Source organism: Janthinobacterium sp. C22, from assembly GCF_057919405.1.
Genome location: NZ_CP193659.1, coordinates 487884 through 505244, shown reverse-complemented (window position 1 = coordinate 505244; position 17361 = coordinate 487884). Strand labels below are relative to the sequence as shown.

Sequence of the window (17361 nt, the reverse complement as noted above, 5' to 3'; positions counted from 1 at the left end):
GCTTGCTTTTCCTGCCCTGCATGCCCTAGTATTTGGGTAGATTCCACTCGTATAAAAACAAAAATTAGATGAAAATTTCAGAAGTTAGCCTCGACGCCACCGATTTGCAGATACTCAGGCTGTTGCAGGATGAAGGACGGCTGTCGAATGCGCGCCTGGCCGAGCGCTTGAAACTGAGCGAAACCCCCGTCTGGCGCCGTCTGCGCCGCCTGGAAGAGGAAGGGTTTATTACCGGCTACCAGGCTTTGCTCAACCGCAAGAAGCTGGGTATCGGCCTGGTCGCGTTCGTGCGGGTCGTGTTCGCCAACCATGGCGGCGAGCAGCCGTCGCAGTTCGAGCAAGCCATCGCGACCATTCCCGAGATCTTGTCGTGCCACAATGTGGCGGGCGAAGCCGATTATTTCCTGCAAGTGGTGGCGCGCGACCTGGAAGCGTATGGCGAATTCGTCTCGACCGTGCTGCGCCGTCTGCCCGGCGTGGCGGAAATCCAGTCCAGCCTGTCGATGCGCGAAATCAAGTCGTCGAACCGCCTGCCCCTGCTGTTGGCCTGAGCCGGCGGCGGCGCACTATAATTGGAACAGTTGCCAGGAATCGTGCCTGGCGCCCTGACCGCCATTCCAAGGACCGCCATGCCCGATTCTTTGTCCCCCCTGTTTCCCGCCCTGATGCCGAACCGGCACGGCATGCTGGCCGTCGATGACATCCACACCATTTACTGGGAAGAGTGCGGCAACCCCGACGGCATTCCCGTGCTGTTCCTGCATGGCGGGCCCGGCGCGGGCCTGTCGCCGCAGCACCGCCGCTTCTTCGATCCGCAGCGTTACCGCGTGATCCTGTTCGACCAGCGCGGCGCCGGCAAGTCCACGCCGCTGGGCGAATGGCGCAACAACACGACGCAGCTGCTGATCGAGGACATCGAACGCTTGCGCGCCCAGTTCGGTATTGCCCAATGGCTGGTGTTTGGCGGCTCGTGGGGCTCGACCCTGGCGCTGGCGTATGGCCAGGCGCATCCGGCGGCTTGCCTCGGTTTCGTGCTGCGCGGCATTTTCCTGTGTACGCAGGCGGAAATCGACTGGTTCATCGAAGGCGTGCGCTGGTTCTATCCGGAACTGTACGCGGAATTCGCCGCCCTCATTCCGCTCGAGGAACGGGGCGACCTGCTGGCCGCCTATGTGAAGCGCATTCTCAGCAGCGATCCCGCCGTGTACTGGCCGGCGGCGCGCGCCTGGAGCCGCTTCGAGGGCCGCCGCGTGTACCTGATGCCGCAGCCGGAAGATGCGCCGAACGATGCGCTGGACCTGGGCGTGGGCCGGCTCGAATCGCATTACATGGCCAATCTCGGCTTCTTCGAGGAAGACCAGCTGATCCGCAACATGGGGCGCATCGCGCATTTGCCGGCCGTCATCGTGCAGGGCCGCTACGACGCCATCTGCCCGCCGCTGTCCGCCTACCGCCTGCAGCAAGCCTGGCCTGGTTCCCAGCTGGAGATGATCCCGGACGCGGGCCATGGCGCGCTCGAGCACGGCATCGCTTCGGCGCTGGTGCGCGCCACCGAGCGCTTCGTACCGGGGCGCGGCTTCGCATGATCTTGCAACACGCCGGTTGGCAAAGCGGCCAGCCGGCGTGCGCCACCTGCTACACTATGGCCTGTGCTGGCGCCACGGTCGGGCGCCGGTGTGAACCCACGACTTTTTATCCATGAACATACAGATCGGCGACATCGGCCATATCATCCAGCTGGCGATTGCGCCGGTTTTCCTGCTGACCGGTATCGGCACCATGCTGGTGGTGCTGACCAACCGCCTGGGCCGCATCATCGACCGCACGCGCGTGCTGGAAGACCGGCTCGACATCGGCTACAACGATTTCTATATGGATGAGCTAGATACGCTGTATCGGCGCACCCATCTGATCAATTATTCGATTTCGCTGAGCACGGCGTGCGGTTTCTTCGTCTGCGTCATCATCGCCATGCTGTTTTTGGGCGATATTCTGAACCTGACCCTGGACAAATACATCGCGGCCTTCTTTGTGCTGGCCGTGATTTGCCTGATCGGCTGTTTTATTTATTTACTGCGCGAAATTTACCTGGCCGCCACGGCCCAGCGCATCCGGCGCCATATCCGCCCGCCCCGCTAGGCGGCGCGCCGGTCTACCCTACTATTGAAGAACGAGTCCAGCATGCACGATTACAAACGTCCCCCCACCCTGCACCGCTACGGCCAGCGCAGCGAACTCGAGCTGGCGCTGAGCCTGGGCCAGTTCCGCCTGGCGCCGGCGGGCAACTGCCTGACCCTGAGCTTTTCGCAAGTGTGGGACAAGCAACTGTTCGACCTGTTCGCCCCGGCCGACGCCTGTCTGATCATCCACAATACGGAAGAATTCGGCGAACGCCTGCACCGCGCCGTGCAGCGCACCTTGCCCAGCTGGGCCGGCATCGATGGCCTGGTCGAATACGGCCAGCGCGCCGCCCTGGGCGCCGCCTTCACCAAGACGCGCGCCGAGGCGCCCGAGCAGGAATGGCTGTTCGCCTGGCGCTCGATGCAGCCGCAGGCCAGCCTGAACCCCGTCACGGTGAAGCTGGGCAGCCTGGAAAACTTCGCGGAAATCCGCGACCGCGATACCTATCTGGCGTAAGGCGCCTGGCCTGGGTTATCCGGCCTTGTCCGCGTACTGGCTGTCGATGCGGGTGAGCACGGCCGCCATCATGCGCTCGATATCGCCGCGTATCATGGTCGTGCCCAGCATGCCGGGCACATAGAAGCCCGGCATCAGCCGGCTGGAAAAGACGATGCGCGTGCCGCCCGTCTCGGGCACGGGAGACAGTTGCCAGCGCGATTCGTAATGTCGCATGTCGCCCGAGATCAGGGCGATGTCGATGGCCGTGAACGGCGTTTCCGTGGCCCGCACCACCAGGTGGATCGCATGGTTCATGAACAGGAAGCGCGCCATGCCCTGTTGCTCGATGATGACTTCATTGCCATTGCGCGACAGCACGCGGCAGGAACTGAGGTCGGGCACGAATTCACTCATGCGCTCGTAGGTGGTCAGGGTCTTCCACACGGAGGCCGGCGGCGCCAGCACGCTGCCGCTGGCATCGACTTCATACATGCGCTGCCCGCCGACCTCGATGCGCCGGACGTCGACCTTCAGCTTGTCCAGGCGTATCGCCTGCGCCAGCGCGGTGGCGGGGACGGCGCACAGCATCAGCAGGCAGAGGAGGAGTCGCTTCATGCCACCTAGCCTACGGGAAAGTACCGCCCGGCACAAGCTGTACGCATCGCCGGCCGGCGCGCGGGGCGATTTAGAACTCCCGGTCTAGAGAAAGTCGCTGCGGCAAGCGGCAATGCTTGCTACCGTACGGCCTGCAACCACCTTACCGGACCGATTACCATGACTGCCTATCCCCATCTGCTGGCCCCGCTCGACCTGGGTTTTACCACCTTGCGCAACCGCGTCATCATGGGATCCATGCACACGGGCCTGGAAGACCGCTTCTATCATTATGGCAAGCTCGCCGCGTTTTACCGCGAACGGGCGCGCGGCGGCGTGGGGCTGATCGTCACGGGCGGCATCTCGCCGAACCGGCAAGGCTGGCTGCTGCCGTTCGGCGGCACCTTGAATTTCCTCGGCGACGTGCCCAACCACCGCAAGGTGACGCGCGCCGTGCACGAGGAGGGCGGCAAGATCGTCATGCAGATCCTGCATGCGGGCCGCTACGGCTACCAGCCGTTCGTCGTTTCGGCGTCGGCAAAAAAATCGCCGATCTCGCCGTTCCGCCCCCGTCCCTTGAGCGAGCGTGGCATAGAGCGCACCATCTGCGACTACGTGCGCTGCGCGCGCCTGGCGCAAAAGGCGGGCTACGACGGCATCGAAGTGATGGGCAGCGAAGGCTATCTGCTGAACCAGTTCCTGTGCGCGCGCACGAATCTGCGCCAGGACCGCTGGGGCGGCACGATCGAGAACCGCATGCGCCTGCCCGTGGAGATCGTGCGCCGCATCCGCGCCGCCGTCGGCCCCAACTTCATCATCATGTACCGCCATTCGCTGCTCGACCTGGTCGAGGGCGGCAATACCTGGACGACGTGGTGACGGTGGCCAAGGCGCTGGAACAGGCGGGCGTGACCATTCTGAATACGGGCTTCGGCTGGCATGAGGCAAGGGTCCCCACCATCGTCACCTCGGTACCGCGCGCCGCGTTTGCCAGTGTGGCGGGCCGCCTGCGCCGCGAAGTCACCATTCCCGTGGTGGCGTCGAACCGCATCAACATGCCGCACGAGGCCAATGCCATCCTGGAGCGGGGCGACTGCGACCTGGTGTCGATGGCGCGCCCCTTCCTGGCCGACCCTGATTTTGTCGCCAAGGCGGCAGCGGGCCGCGCGGACGAGATCAACACCTGCATCGGCTGCAACCAGGCCTGCCTCGACCACACCTTCGCCAACAAGCGCGCCAGCTGCCTGGTCAACCCGCGCGCCTGCCATGAAACGGAACTCGTGTACGCGAAAAAGGCCGTGCCGCGCCGCGTGGCCGTCGTCGGCGCCGGGCCGGCCGGCCTGTCCGCCGCCTGCGTGGCGGCCGAATGCGGGCATGAGGTGACGCTGTTCGACAGCAGCGACAGCGTGGGCGGCCAGTTCAAGGTGGCCATGCAGATACCGGGCAAGGAAGAATTCACGGAAACCATCCGCTATTTTGCGCGCCGGCTGGCGCTGTTGGAAGTCAAGCTGCGTCTGGGCCAGCGCGTCACGCGCGAGCAATTGCTGGCCGGCGGCTACGACGACGTCATCGTCGCCACCGGCATCAAGGTGCGCCTGCCGGCCATTCCCGGCATCGACTACCCGACCGTGCTGTCCTATCTGGACGTGCTGCAAGCGAAGAAGCCTGTGGGCGCGCGCGTGGCCATCATCGGCGCGGGCGGCATCGGTTTCGACGTGGGAGAGTATCTGCTGCATGACCCGGCGCACCCGCTGCCGCAACCGGTGGCGACGTGGGCGGGCGAGTGGGGCGTGGACTTGAACGCGGCGACGGGAGGCGGTCTGGTGCCGCCCGCCGCGCCGCATCCCGTGCGGCAGATCTTCCTGCTGCAGCGCAAGACGTCGAAAGTGGGCGCGGGACTGGGCAAGACCTCGGGCTGGGTGCACCGGGCGGCGCTGGCGCGCAACGGCGTGGCCATGCTGGCCGGCGTGACCTACGACAGGATCGACGGGCAGGGCTTGCACATCACCGTGGGCGGCGAGCAGCGCCTGCTGGCGGTGGATAACGTGATCATCTGCGCGGGCCAGGACAGCTTGACGGAGCTCATGCCGCCAGCCGGCAAGGATGGCAAGCCGCTGGTGGCGGGCGGTCCCCGTTTCCACAAGATCGGCGGCGCCGCGCTGGCGGCGGAACTCGACGCCAAGCGGGCGATACGGGAAGGGGCGGAACTGGCCGCCAGCCTGTAAAAGAAAGCCTGCCGGCTGGGTAGCGGGCAGGCTTGCTGGATGAAACGGATGCTGGCGCTGGCTTAGTGTCCGCCATGCCCCTTCTTCGCCGTCTCAAAACTCTGCAGCACGTGCTCGGCCATGCCATTCGCCAGTTCGTGCTCGCCGATGAACACCTTGCCCGCGTTTTCCGCGCGCAGCAATTCCGCCTCTTCCTCGCTGTGCGTGCGCACCACCGTCAAGATGTGCGGGTTCAGCGCGCGCGCCGTCTCGATCATGGCGCGCACGTGGAAGGTGTCCGGCGTGGCGATGACGAGCATGGTGGCGTGCGTGATGTGCGCCTGGATCAGCACGGCCGGCTCGCCCGCATTGCCGGCCACGGCCGGGATGCCCTGCTTGCGCAGCTGGTCGACGATTTCGCGGTTTTCCTCTGCCACGACAAAGTGGATGCCCCGTTCCATCAGGGCGGCGGCGATGCGCCGGCCCACGCGGCCGTAGCCGACGAGGACGATCTGGCCCGACAGCTTTTCCTGCGGCACCGTCATCGGCAGCTCGGCCAGCGGGTCCGTGGTGCGTTCGAACTTGCGCGCGAAATCGCTGTTGCCGATCACGCGCAGCAGCGGCTTGGCCATGCTGAAGACGAGCGGGTTGAGGGCGATCGACAGGATGGCGCCGGCCAGGATCAGGCTTTGGCCTTCCTGCGGCATCAGGCCCAGCGACAGGCCCAGGGCGGCCAGGATGAACGAGAATTCGCCGATCTGCGCCAGGCTGGCCGAGACGATGATGGCCGTCTTCGGCGGATAGCGCAGGGCCATCACGAGCAGGAAGGCGGCGATCGACTTGCCGAAGATAATGATGGCGCACACGGCCAGCACTTGCAGGGGCTTGTCGATGAGGATGGTCGGCTCGAACAGCATGCCGACGGACACGAAGAACAGCACGGCGAACGCGTCGCGCAGGGGCAGGGACTCTTCCGCGGCGCGGTGACTGAGTTCGGACTCGCGCAGCACCATGCCGGCGAAGAAGGCGCCCAGCGCGAACGACACGCCGAACAGCTTGGTCGAGGCGTAGGCGATGCCGACGGCGGCGGCGATCACGCACAGGGTAAACAGTTCGCGCGAACCGGTGCGCGCCACTTGCCACAGTATCCACGGGAACAGCTTGCGGCCCACGACCAGCATGAAGATGATGAAGCCGGCCACTTGGCCCAGGGTCACGGCGAGGGTTTGCCACAGGCTGACGGCCTCGGCATCGGGCGCGACCTTGCCGCCGAGCACACTGGCGAACGCCGGCAGCAGCACGAGGACCAATACGGTGACGAGGTCTTCCACCACCAGCCAGCCGACGGCGATGCGGCCGTTGAGCGAGTCGAGGATGCCCCGTTCTTCCAGCGCGCGCAGCAGCACCACGGTACTGGCCACGGACAGGGCCAGGCCAAAGATCAGGCCGCCGCCGAGGGTCCAGCCCCACCAGTGGGCCAGGCCCATGCCCATCGCCGTGGCGACGCCGATCTGCAGGATGGCGCCGGGCAGCGCAATCTTGCGCACGTCCCACAAATCTTCGATGGAAAAGTGCAGGCCGACACCGAACATCATCAGCATCACCCCGATTTCCGCCAATTGTCCCGCTATTTCCGCATCCGCCACAAAACCGGGCGTGGCCGGTCCGATGATGATGCCGGCGGCCAGATAGCCGACCAGGGCCGGCAGTTTCAGGCGCGCGGCGATGAAGCCGAAGATGAGGCCGAACCCGAGGGCGGCGGCGATGGTGGTGATCAGGCTGATGTCATGGGGCATGCGTGTGGGGTTCCTTATGGGGACGTGCGGATGGAAAAAGATGTTGCTCAGCGACCAAGTATAAACGCATCAAAGCCCCTGCCGGAAAATTTCCTGCGGCTTTATCGCAAAAAACCTGTGCTATATCTTCGTCCAGCAGGAAGCGAACGCCCGCCTATCCATCACGAACATCGCCTAATTCAGGAATCAGGCGATGTTACACCCATGCGCTCAGAGCTTGCGCACGACCACGCAGCCGATGGAATAGCCGGCGCCGAACGAGCAGATGACGCCGGTGCTGCCTGCCGCCATGTCATCCTGATATTTATGGAAGGCGATGATGGAACCGGCCGACGAGGTGTTGGCGTAGGTGTCGAGGATCACGGGCGCTTCATTGGCTTCCGCGTCGCGGCCCAGGATCAGCCGGGCGATCAGCAGGTTCATGTTCAGGTTAGCCTGGTGCAGCCAGTAGCGGCGCACTTGCGCCACTTCCACGCCGGCCTTGGCCAGGGTCGCCTTGATCATCTCGGCCGCCATCGGGCACACTTCCTTGAAGACTTTGCGCCCTTGCTGGCGGAACAATTTGTCGGCCTTGCCCACGCCGGACTCGTCAAAACGGTTGAGGAAGCCGAAATTGTTGCGGATGGCGTTAGAGAAGCGCGTTTTGAGTTCCGTGCCGATGATCTCGAACTGGTGCTGCGAGACGGCCGTGTCCTTCGCTTCGACGATGATGGCGGTGCAGGCGTCGCCGAAAATGAAATGGCTGTCGCGGTCGCGCCAGTTCAGGTGGCCGCTGGTGATTTCGGGATTCAACACCAGCACGGCGCGCGCCTGGCCGCTTTGCACGGCGGCCACGGCTTGCTGGATGCCGAAAGTGGCGGACGAACACGCCACGTTCATGTCAAAACCATAGCCGTCGATGCCGAGCGCATCCTGCACTTCCACGGCCATGGCCGGGTAGGCGCGCTGCATATTGCTGCACGCTACCAGCACCATGTCGATGTCGGCCGGCGTACGGCCGGCGCGCGCCAGGGCGTCTTTGGCGGCGGCGACGGCCATTTCCGCCTGCAAGGACAGTTCGTCATCGCCCCGTTCCGCAATGCGCGACACCATGCGGGCCGGGTCGAGGATGCCTTCCTTTTCCATCACAAAGCGCGACTTGATGCCGGACGCCTTTTCGATGAAGGCCACGCTCGACAGCTCCAGCGCCGTCACCTCGCCCGCGGCGATCGCGCCGGCGTTGTCGGCATTGAACTTTTCCGCGTAGGCATTGAAGCAGGTGACCAGCTCTTCGTTGGAGATCGAAAAGGGCGGCGTATACAGTCCGGTACCGCTGATGACGACTTGTTTCATGGTTAAACTTTCAAATTTGGCAATCGGCGCGGCGCCGATAAGTGAAGCAAATTTTACACAAACGGGCTCGACTGTAGAGAGTTTCGTGCTGCGGGGGCGGGGGAAGTGTGGCGGAAGATTGATTTTTGTCGCGTGGACGGGTGACCGGGGGCATGGCGCCCCCTCTGTGCTGCTGGCGCTGCTGCTTACTTCTGCTGTTCTTTCTTGACGTCGGCCTGCACCACCACCGGTTCTGCCTTGGCCAGTTGCACCGGCAAGCCCTTCAGGTGGTTCAGCGCCTGGTGCAATTGAAAATCGTCCTGGCTGCCGAATTCCAGCGGCTTGCGGGTCTTTTCCAGGGCGATGATGCGCAATTGCTCTTCCATCTCGTCGTTGACGGGCGCGGCCTTGGCACTTTCTTGGTCGCGGTCGTTGCTCAGGTGCTTGGTCAGGTCCGCTTCGCGGATGCGCAGGCCGTTCAAGCCGTCGCCGTCCGCATTCTCGTCGACCAGCAGGTCGGGCACGATGCCCTTGGCCTGGATCGAGCGGCCGTTCGGCGTGTAGTAGCGGGCCGTCGTCAGCTTGACGGCCGTGTCGGCCGTCAGCTGGCGGATGGTTTGCACGGAACCCTTGCCGAAGGTTTGCGTGCCGATGATGGTGGCGCGCTTGTAGTCCTGCAGGGCGCCAGCGACGATTTCCGAGGCCGAGGCCGAACCCGTGTTGACGAGCACCACCAGCGGCACTTTCTTGATGGCGGCCGGCAATTTCGCCAGGGCGTCGCCTTCCGAGCGGAAGGTATAGTATTCGGCGCGACCGTAGAACACCTGTTTCGAGTCCGGCAACTGGCCGTTGGTCGAGACGATGGCCGCGTCCTTCGGCAGGAAGGCGGCCGAGACGCCGATGGCGCCCTGCAGCACGCCGCCCGGATCGTTGCGCAGGTCCAGCACCATGCCCTTGATGTTCGGGTCCTGCTTGTATAGCGCCGTGATCTGCGCGGCCATGTCGTCGACGGTCGGTTCCTGGAATTGCGACACGCGCAGCCAGGCGTAGCCGGGTTCGACCATCTTCGCCTTCACGCTCTTTTGATGGATTTCCTCGCGCGTGATGGTGAACGCCAGCGGCTGCGGTTCATCCTTGCGGGCAATGGTCAGCGACACCTTGGTGCCCGGTTCGCCGCGCATGCGCTTGACGTTGTCGTCCAGGCTGACGCCTTTCACGGGCTGGCCATCCAGACGGGTGATCAAATCGCCGGCCTTGATGCCGGCGCGGTAGGCGGGCGAATCCTCGATGGGCGAGACGATCCTGATGTAGCCGTCTTCGCTCAGGCCGATTTCGATGCCCAGGCCGACGAACTTGCCTTCGGAACCTTCGCGCAGCTCGGCGTAGGCTTTCTTGTCGAGGTAGGCGGAATGGGGGTCGAGCGAGGCGACCATGCCGGCAATGGCGTCTTCCAGCAGTTTCTTGTCTTCCACGGGCTCGACGTAGTCGGACTTGATCAGGCCAAACACGTCGGCCAGCTGGCGCAGCTCTTCCAGCGGCAGGGGCGGCTCGACGGTTTTTTGCGCCATGGCGGAAAATTGCAGCGACACGGCGACGCCGGCCACCACGCCCAGGCCGATCAAGCCGGTATTTTTGAGTTTGCCCATCATTGCACCTTTGCAGCTAGCGTGTCTTGCACAAGCGCCAGTCCCCGTGGAGCGGCGCTTTCCTGAAAGTATAGACCTGAATCTCTGCCGGCGTGGGCCGGCCGTGGAAAAAGCGTGCCTGGGGCCAGTCTACGCGCGAAAACGGGGCTGTCAGCTTGCCATATGTTGCGGTTTTGTATGCGATGTGTAGTTGGTCTTGAGGGGAGTAAGCATTTGTAAGAGTCGAAAAAAGCGTGTGCGGCGGCCCTATAGTGGACTCGCATTCTCGACCCGAAGTGGTTTTGCCTGCGTCCACGGACGCAGGCTTTTTTATCCGCGGGCTCAAGCTCATTTAGACTGGTGCTTCTTCCTTGGCAGCGGATAAAAAATGTTAACTGATTTGCAGGCACGCGCCGCGCTCACAGCGCTGATTGAAAAGTATCTGCAGGGGCGGTATCCCGATGCCGGCCTGTTGATCGACATCGTTCAGGATCCGTCACGGCAAGTGCCGATTCGGGGTGTGCTCGAAGATATCGGACAGTTCAACGACACGCAGTTCACGCAACAGGAGCGGGCGCTGATCGACGACCTGCTGTATCTGTATGGATAAGCTCCAGCCCACGCCATGCTCGCCGGCCTGGACAATGAAAGCCCCTTGAGCCTGGCCGAACTGCGCGGCAATTCCCGGGCAGTTCCCGGGGCAATGATGGCCAAAAGGCATGGCCGCGTGCTACATTCCCGTAGCGCCCGGCGCGGCGGGCTATCCGCCCGCAGCTATCTGCCCGGTCTTTTTGACATGCCCCATAAGGACAATTCGTGAATCGCTATCTCTTAAGCAGTCTGACCCTGACCCTGACCCTGTTGGCTGCGTTTGCCCATGCTGCCGAACCCGTATCCGCCGTGGCCGCACCGACCGTGGCGCCTGCCGCCGCTGGCGTCGTTTCAGGCATCGACGTGCAGTACATCGACCCCGCCGTGCGCGTGCAGGACGACTTCTTCACCCATTTGAACGGCAAGTGGCTGGCCACGGCCGAGATTCCTGCTGACAAGTCGAGCTGGGGTTCGTTCGCCAAGCTGCGCGACGACACGACGCCGCAGTTGCGCGGCATCATCGAGTCCACGCAACAGGACAAGACCAAGAAGGCCGGTTCCGAAGCGCAGAAGATTGCCGACCTGTACGCCAGCTACATGGATGAAGCCAAGCTCGAAGCGCTGGGCACGAAGCCGCTGGCCGGCGAACTGAACCGCATCCGCTCGCTGCGCGACAAGAAGGGCGTGCCCGCCCTGATCGCCCACCTGAGCCAGACGGGCGTGTCGACCCCGTACGCCGTCTACGTGGGCCAGGATGCGCGTGCCTCGACCAAATATGCGGCGTATGTGAGCCAAAGCGGCCTGGGCATGCCCGACCGCGACTATTACCTGGAAGCCAAGCAGGCGGGCGTGAAGGAAAAATACCAGGCGCACGTGGAAAAAATGCTGGCCATGGCGGGCGACAAGAACGCCGCCGCCCGCGCCAAGGCGGTCGTTGCCCTGGAAACATCGCTGGCCGAAGTGCAATGGACCAAGGTCGAGAACCGCGACCCCGTGAAACGCTACAACAAGACCGACATCAATAAACTGAACGACCTGACCCCGGGCTACGACCTGAAGTCCGGCCTGGCCGCCCTGGGCATTGCCAACAAGGTCGATTACGTCATCGTCAACCAGCCGAGCTACCTGGCCGGCTACAACAAGGTGCTGGCGTCTGCCGACCTGGATACCCTGAAAGCGTACTTCGAATGGCAGTTGCTGCGCAGCTATGCCAGCTACCTGTCGAAAAACTTCGTCGACGAGAGCTTTGCCTTCTACGGCACGGTACTCAGCGGCGTGACGGAAAACCAGCCGCGCTGGAAGCGTGGCGTGGGCGCCGTCGAAGGCGTGCTGGGCGAAGCCGTCGGTAAGCTGTATGTCGCGCAATATTTCCCGGCCGAGCGCAAGGCGCACATGCAGGAACTGGTGAAGAACGTGCTGGCTGCCTACAAGGACAGCATCGACACCCTGGATTGGATGAGCCCGGAGACCAAGAAGGAAGCGCAAGCCAAGCTGGCCAAGTTCACGCCGAAGATCGCGTATCCGAACAAATGGCGCGATTACACGAAGCTGCAAATCGTCCAGGGCGACCTGGTGGGCAACATGATGCGTGCCGCCAACTTCGGTTCCGCGCGCCAGGTGGCCAAGCTGGGCAAACCGATCGACCGCGAAGAGTGGGGCATGACGCCGCAAACGGTGAACGCCTATTACAGCTCGACGATGAATGAAATCGTCTTCCCCGCCTCCATCCTGCAGCCGCCGTTTTTTGATGCCAACGCGGACGACGCCGTCAACTATGGCGCCATCGGCGCCGTCATCGGCCATGAAATCAGCCACGGCTTCGACGACAAGGGCAGCCAGTCCGATGGCGACGGCAACCTGCGCGACTGGTGGACCCCGGCCGACCGCAAGAACTTCGCGGCCAAGGCCGACGCGCTGACCAAGCAGTACGATGGCTACAGCCCATTGCCGGGCTACCACGTCAACGGCGCGCTGACCCTGGGCGAAAACATCGCCGACAACTCGGGCGTGGCGATTGCCTACAAAGCCTATAAAATCTCGCTGGGCGGCAAGCCGGCGCCCGTGCTGGACGGCTTGACGGGCGACCAGCGCTTCTACATGGGCTTTGGCCAGGTGTGGCGCAGCAAGATGCGCGAAGCGCAGCAGATCGTGCAGATCAAGACCGACCCGCATTCGCCGGGCCAGTACCGCGCGAACGGCACCATGGTCAACCAGCCTGGCTTCTATGAAGCGTTCGGCGTGAAACCGGGCGACAAGATGTATGTCGCGCCGGAAAACCGCGTGATCATCTGGTAAGTGTCATCCGACATACCGATGGCGCTCACCATGTTGTCGGCTTACGCCCTCCGGGCTAAGCCGACCTACGTCATGTAAACGTTATCTTGTCACAACAGAAAGGACCACTTGCGTGGTCTTTTTTGTATTCTTGCCAAAGTTTTTTCTGTCGTTTCGGTCGGTATGCTACAGTCAAAAACCGGGCCAGAAGCCTTGGGCCTTCTGACCCTTATATTTCACACAATACAATATAGAGGACAACCGTGAATCGTTATTTGTTAAGTGCATTGACCCTGAGTTTGCTGGCCGGCGTGTCCGGCATGGCTGGCGCCGCTGATGCGGCCAAGAAAGCTGCTGCCGCTCCCGCCACGGCCGCCGCATCGGCCGCGCTGACCTCCGGCATCGCCATCGAATACGTCGATCCTGCCGTGCGCGCGCAGGACGACCTGTTCCAGCACTTGAATGGCAAATGGCTGGCGGAAACCGTGATTCCTGCTGACAAGTCGAGCTGGGGCAGCTTTGCCAAGCTGGCCGACGATACGCAAACGCAGCTGCGCGGTATCGTCGAAGGCGCTACCGCCGACAAGGCCCGCGCGGCCGGCTCGAACGCCCAGAAGATCGGCGATTTCTATAACAGCTTCATGGACGAAGCCAAGCTGGAAAGCCTGGGCCTGACGCCCTTGAACGCGGAACTGGCGAAGATCGCCGCGCTGCAGGACAAGGCGGAATTGCCAGCCGTGATCGCCCACTTCAGCAAGCTGGGCGTGACCTCGCCGTACGATTTCGGCATCCACCAGGATGCCAAGGATTCCACCAAATACGTGGCCGACATCGTGCAAAGCGGCCTGGGCTTGCCTGACCGCGATTACTACCTGGAAGAGGGCAAGGCCGACACGCGCGCCAAATACCTGGCCCATGTGGAAAAAATGCTGAGCCTGGCGGGCGATGCGAACGCGGCCGCGAACGCGAAAGCCATCCTCGCGCTGGAAACGGAGCTGGCCAAGGCCCAATGGAGCAATGTGCAGAACCGCGATCCCGTCAAGACCTACAACAAGGTGGAACTGGCGAAACTGGCCAGCGTGGCGCCAGGCTATGACTGGGCCCGCTACCTGAAGGACACGGGCATCGCCGGCAAGGTCAATTATGTGATCGTCAGCCAGCCCAGCTACCTGAAAGGTTTTGCCGAGATCGCCAACAGGACGCCGCTGGAAACGTGGAAAGCATATTTCCAGTGGCACTTGCTGCACGCCAACGCCGGCTACCTGCCGAAAGCGTATGTCGATGAAAACTTCGCCTTCTATGGCACCACCCTGACGGGCGTGACGGAAATGCGTCCGCGCTGGAAACGCGGCGTGGGCGCCGTCGAAGGCGCGCTGGGCGAAGCCGTGGGCCAGCTGTACGTCGAGCAGTATTTCCCGGCCGAGCGCAAGGTGCGCATGGAAGCGCTGGTGAAAAACCTGATGACGGCCTACAAGCAAAGCATCGACAAGCTCGACTGGATGAGTCCTGTCACCAAGAAACAGGCGCAAATCAAGCTGGCCAAGTTCACCACCAAGATCGGCTATCCGAACAAATGGCGCGATTACTCGGGCCTGACGGTGGCGCCCGATGATTTGATCGGCAACATCCAGCGTTCGCACCTGCTCAATTACAACCGCGAATTGAACAAGCTGGGCCAGCCTATCGACCGCGACGAGTGGGGCATGACGCCGCAGACCGTGAACGCCTATTACAACCCGGAACTGAACGAAATCGTCTTCCCGGCCGCCATTTTGCAGGCACCGTTCTTCGACGCCAAGGCGGACGACGCCGTCAACTACGGCGCCATCGGCGGCGTGATCGGCCATGAAATCAGCCACGGTTTCGACGACCAGGGCGCCCAGTACGACGGCGACGGCAATCTGCGCGACTGGTGGACCAAGGCCGACCATAAAAACTTCGCCAAGAAAACCAAGCAGCTGGTGGCGCAGTACAACAGCTTCAGCCCCGTCAAAGGCCACTTCGTCAACGGCGAGCTGACCCTGGGCGAGAACATCGCCGACAATTCCGGCGTGGCGATCGCCTACAAGGCGTATAAATTGTCGCTGAACGGCAAGCAAGCTCCCGTCATCGACGGTTTCACGGGCGAGCAGCGTTTCTATGCGGGCTTTGCCCAGGTATGGCGCATGAAGATGCGTGAAGCGCAGCAACTGGTCTTGTTGAAGACGGACCCGCATTCGCCAGGCCAGTTCCGCGCCAACGGCACCATGCGCAACCAGCCAGGTTTCTATCAAGCCTTTGACGTGAAACCGGGTGACAAGATGTATCTGCCGCCGAAAGACCGCGTCATCATGTGGTAAGACGCTAAGTAATCCTCGGGAAATTAGTGTGAATTTATGACGAATAGAATCGGATGCTATGCAAGGCGCTCACTGCGACGCAGTGCGAGCACTGCTAGCAGCGAGCAAGCCTCGTCGGCCACCTTGCAGAGCGCCGGTTATAGAAGTCAGAAATCACAATAATTTATTGGGGGTTACTTAGTTCAAGGCATAAGTTGCCAGCCGCCCCGCGCAAGCCGGGCGGCTTTTTTACGGCCTGATGTAACGCAAACGTCGGGCCAAAAAAACCGCCCCTGGGGGCGGTTCCTCGATACGGGTGCTGCGCTGCTTACTTGGCAGGCTCGGCGGCTGGTACGCTGGCGCCGTCAGCAGCTGCGGCCGGTGCCGGCACTTCCGGTTCCTTGAACTTGCCGCCCGATGCGTTGGCGATATAGACCACGGCGCGCGCCACTTCCACATCGTCGAGGTCGGGATTGCCGCCCTTGGCAGGCATCGCGCGCAAGCCTTCGATGGCGTGTTTCAGGACCGTATCGTAGCCCTGGGCCAGGCGGGCCGACCAGCCGGCCGCGTCGCCAAACTTCGGCGCACCGGCCACGCCGGCGCCATGGCAAGCCACGCAGGTGGCCGTGTAGACGGCTTCGCCGCTTTGCAGCACTTTCGGGCCGCTGGCATCCTTGAAGGTAAAGCCTTCATTGGCCACCGGGCTCAAGCGGGCATCGATGGCTTCGGGCGACTGGCTGTCCGTGCCGGCGCCCGTCAGTTTTTGCGCCGTGACGAACTGCACCAGCAGGATGATGCCGATGACGGTGACGAGGAAGAAGCCCGCTACGGCGGCAAGCAATTGTTTAGGCGTTTTGATCGCTGATTGTTGTTCGTTATGTGCGTCGCTCATGATGTCCTTAGTCCAGATTTGAAACTGATGGCCGTGTAAGGTAGCATTTTTACATGCCTGTATGTAAACCTTTATGAAACCCACAATTATAGGCACAAAAATTGAGCAGTGACATGCAATTGCCAGCGATACGACAGTTTCCGTAGACGTAGGTAAAGAAAAACGGTATCCTTCGCATCACTTCAGAAATTCCCCCTACGCGGCTGTAGCTCAGTGGATAGAGTATTGGCCTCCGAAGCCAAGGGTCGTGGGTTCGATCCCCGCCAGCCGCACCAAGATTTTCCTCATCGTTTCCAGATCATTTCTCCACCATGTCGCAGTTGATGGCGCTGGCTTTCTGTCGGCCTGTATCTGTTCGCCTTGCCATTAAAACGTCGTGCCGTGCTTGTCCCTGCACAAATTGTTATACTATTTTGGTTGCGTTTATTGCGTTTGGTTCGTAAGCTTCCATGGAAAGTAGGGAGGATGCCATGTCGAATGTGCTTGATCGTCTGGACAATAAAGAAGACCTGGAACTGGCGAAGGCGGCGCAGCGCTGCTTGGTGAGTGCGCTTGATCATTCTCGTGCCGTGAAGATTGCTGTTCTGGAAGAGGGCGCGCAGGACTTGGGCGATGCACCCTTGCTGCGTTTGCCGCCGAATGTGTTGCGCCTGTTTGCCGATGTCTTAGGTACCTTGGCCCAAGGTAAGGCCGTGACGGTCATGCCGAAGGAACATGACGTGACGACACAGGAAGCGGCCATGTACCTGAATATGTCACGTCCCTACCTGGTGCGCCTGCTTGAGGCAGGGAAGATTCCTCATCATAAGGTGGGTACGCACAGGCGGCTGCGCTTTGAGGATGTGGTGCAGTACAAGGATGAGCGCAAACGGCGTTCGCAACAGGCCTTGCAGGCCTTGGCAGATCAGGCGCAGGAGCTTGAACTGGGATACTGATGGCTGGATACTACCGTTACACTGCCGTCCTCGATGCCTGTGTGTTGTATCCGGCCCCCTTGCGCGATCTATTGAATCCCTCATATCCGCTACCGAATTGATTGCCACTTACGAAGCGCAAGGTTTGCCGCAGCTGGGCACGTTGCTGCGTTCCGCGGTCGCCTTGCTTTAGCGTCTGCTTCAGCAACCCGGCAATAGCCGC

14 protein-coding genes, 1 tRNA gene and 1 pseudogene are annotated in these 17361 nt (G+C 62.2%); 11 read left to right on the top strand and 5 right to left on the bottom strand.

What is annotated here, in order from left to right; all coding sequences use genetic code 11:
• Window positions 1-68: 68 nt before the first annotated feature.
• The 4 genes from ACRHIG_RS02250 (at window position 69) to ACRHIG_RS02235 (ending at window position 2637) form a co-directional block, all read left to right on the top strand.
• Entirely contained in the window at window positions 69-551 is a 483-nt protein-coding gene (locus tag ACRHIG_RS02250) for an Lrp/AsnC family transcriptional regulator (protein WP_034752896.1), read from the top strand.
• 78 nt (window positions 552-629) lie between these two features.
• The gene (gene pip / locus ACRHIG_RS02245) at window positions 630-1586 is read left to right on the top strand and encodes a prolyl aminopeptidase (RefSeq protein WP_475416960.1); all 957 of its coding nucleotides are present in this window, start codon (window positions 630-632) and stop codon (window positions 1584-1586) included.
• Between the two features lie 112 nt (window positions 1587-1698).
• On the top strand, window positions 1699-2139 hold the full coding sequence (locus ACRHIG_RS02240; protein WP_034783716.1) for a DUF2721 domain-containing protein: 441 nt from the start codon (window positions 1699-1701) through the stop codon (window positions 2137-2139).
• 42 nt (window positions 2140-2181) lie between these two features.
• The gene (locus ACRHIG_RS02235; RefSeq protein WP_034752899.1) at window positions 2182-2637 is read left to right on the top strand and encodes a hypothetical protein; all 456 of its coding nucleotides are present in this window, start codon (window positions 2182-2184) and stop codon (window positions 2635-2637) included.
• 15 nt (window positions 2638-2652) lie between these two features.
• On the opposite strand, the gene ACRHIG_RS02230 is transcribed toward ACRHIG_RS02235, so the two are convergent.
• Window positions 2653-3234: an SRPBCC family protein gene (locus ACRHIG_RS02230; protein WP_489629254.1), complete on the bottom strand. Its 582-nt coding sequence runs from the start codon at window positions 3232-3234 to the stop codon at window positions 2653-2655.
• A gap of 159 nt (window positions 3235-3393) precedes the next feature.
• On the opposite strand from ACRHIG_RS02230, the pseudogene ACRHIG_RS02225 reads away from it, so the two are divergent.
• Window positions 3394-5438: pseudogene (locus ACRHIG_RS02225) on the top strand (oxidoreductase).
• Window positions 5439-5500: 62 nt separating this feature from the next.
• Here ACRHIG_RS02225 and ACRHIG_RS02220 read toward each other — a convergent pair.
• The 3 genes from ACRHIG_RS02220 to ACRHIG_RS02210 form a co-directional block, all read right to left on the bottom strand.
• On the bottom strand, window positions 5501-7213 hold the full coding sequence (locus ACRHIG_RS02220; protein ID WP_489629253.1) for a cation:proton antiporter domain-containing protein: 1713 nt from the start codon (window positions 7211-7213) through the stop codon (window positions 5501-5503).
• A gap of 210 nt (window positions 7214-7423) precedes the next feature.
• Window positions 7424-8545: a beta-ketoacyl-ACP synthase III gene (locus tag ACRHIG_RS02215; protein ID WP_489629252.1), complete on the bottom strand. Its 1122-nt coding sequence runs from the start codon at window positions 8543-8545 to the stop codon at window positions 7424-7426.
• A gap of 185 nt (window positions 8546-8730) precedes the next feature.
• Window positions 8731-10173, bottom strand: coding sequence for a S41 family peptidase (locus tag ACRHIG_RS02210; RefSeq protein WP_489629251.1), 1443 nt, complete (start codon window positions 10171-10173; stop codon window positions 8731-8733).
• 364 nt (window positions 10174-10537) lie between these two features.
• Between ACRHIG_RS02210 and ACRHIG_RS02205 the strand changes: the two genes are divergently transcribed.
• The 4 genes from ACRHIG_RS02205 to ACRHIG_RS02190 all read left to right on the top strand — a co-directional run bounded on the left by ACRHIG_RS02205 (window position 10538) and on the right by ACRHIG_RS02190 (window position 15353).
• Entirely contained in the window at window positions 10538-10759 is a 222-nt protein-coding gene (locus ACRHIG_RS02205) for a hypothetical protein (protein ID WP_489629250.1), read from the top strand.
• A gap of 15 nt (window positions 10760-10774) precedes the next feature.
• A complete protein-coding gene (locus ACRHIG_RS02200) occupies window positions 10775-10969 on the top strand; it encodes a hypothetical protein (RefSeq protein ID WP_489629249.1) in 195 nt (64 codons plus the stop codon).
• On the top strand, window positions 10966-13035 hold the full coding sequence (locus ACRHIG_RS02195; protein ID WP_489629248.1) for a M13 family metallopeptidase: 2070 nt from the start codon (window positions 10966-10968) through the stop codon (window positions 13033-13035). Before ACRHIG_RS02200 ends, ACRHIG_RS02195 begins: the two co-directional genes overlap by 4 nt.
• 242 nt (window positions 13036-13277) lie before the next feature.
• Window positions 13278-15353 carry a M13 family metallopeptidase gene (locus ACRHIG_RS02190; RefSeq protein WP_489629247.1) on the top strand — a complete coding sequence of 692 codons (2076 nt, stop codon included), beginning with the start codon at window positions 13278-13280 and terminating at the stop codon, window positions 15351-15353.
• 307 nt (window positions 15354-15660) lie between these two features.
• On the opposite strand, the gene ACRHIG_RS02185 is transcribed toward ACRHIG_RS02190, so the two are convergent.
• Window positions 15661-16224 carry a c-type cytochrome gene (locus tag ACRHIG_RS02185; RefSeq protein ID WP_489629246.1) on the bottom strand — a complete coding sequence of 188 codons (564 nt, stop codon included), beginning with the start codon at window positions 16222-16224 and terminating at the stop codon, window positions 15661-15663.
• A 199-nt stretch (window positions 16225-16423) separates the two neighbouring features.
• On the opposite strand from ACRHIG_RS02185, the gene ACRHIG_RS02180 reads away from it, so the two are divergent.
• Window positions 16424-16499, top strand: a tRNA-Arg gene (locus ACRHIG_RS02180).
• 195 nt (window positions 16500-16694) lie between these two features.
• Window positions 16695-17159, top strand: a complete 465-nt coding sequence (locus ACRHIG_RS02175; protein ID WP_489629245.1) for a helix-turn-helix domain-containing protein — start codon at window positions 16695-16697, stop codon at window positions 17157-17159.
• The last annotated feature ends 202 nt before the right edge of the window (window positions 17160-17361 follow it).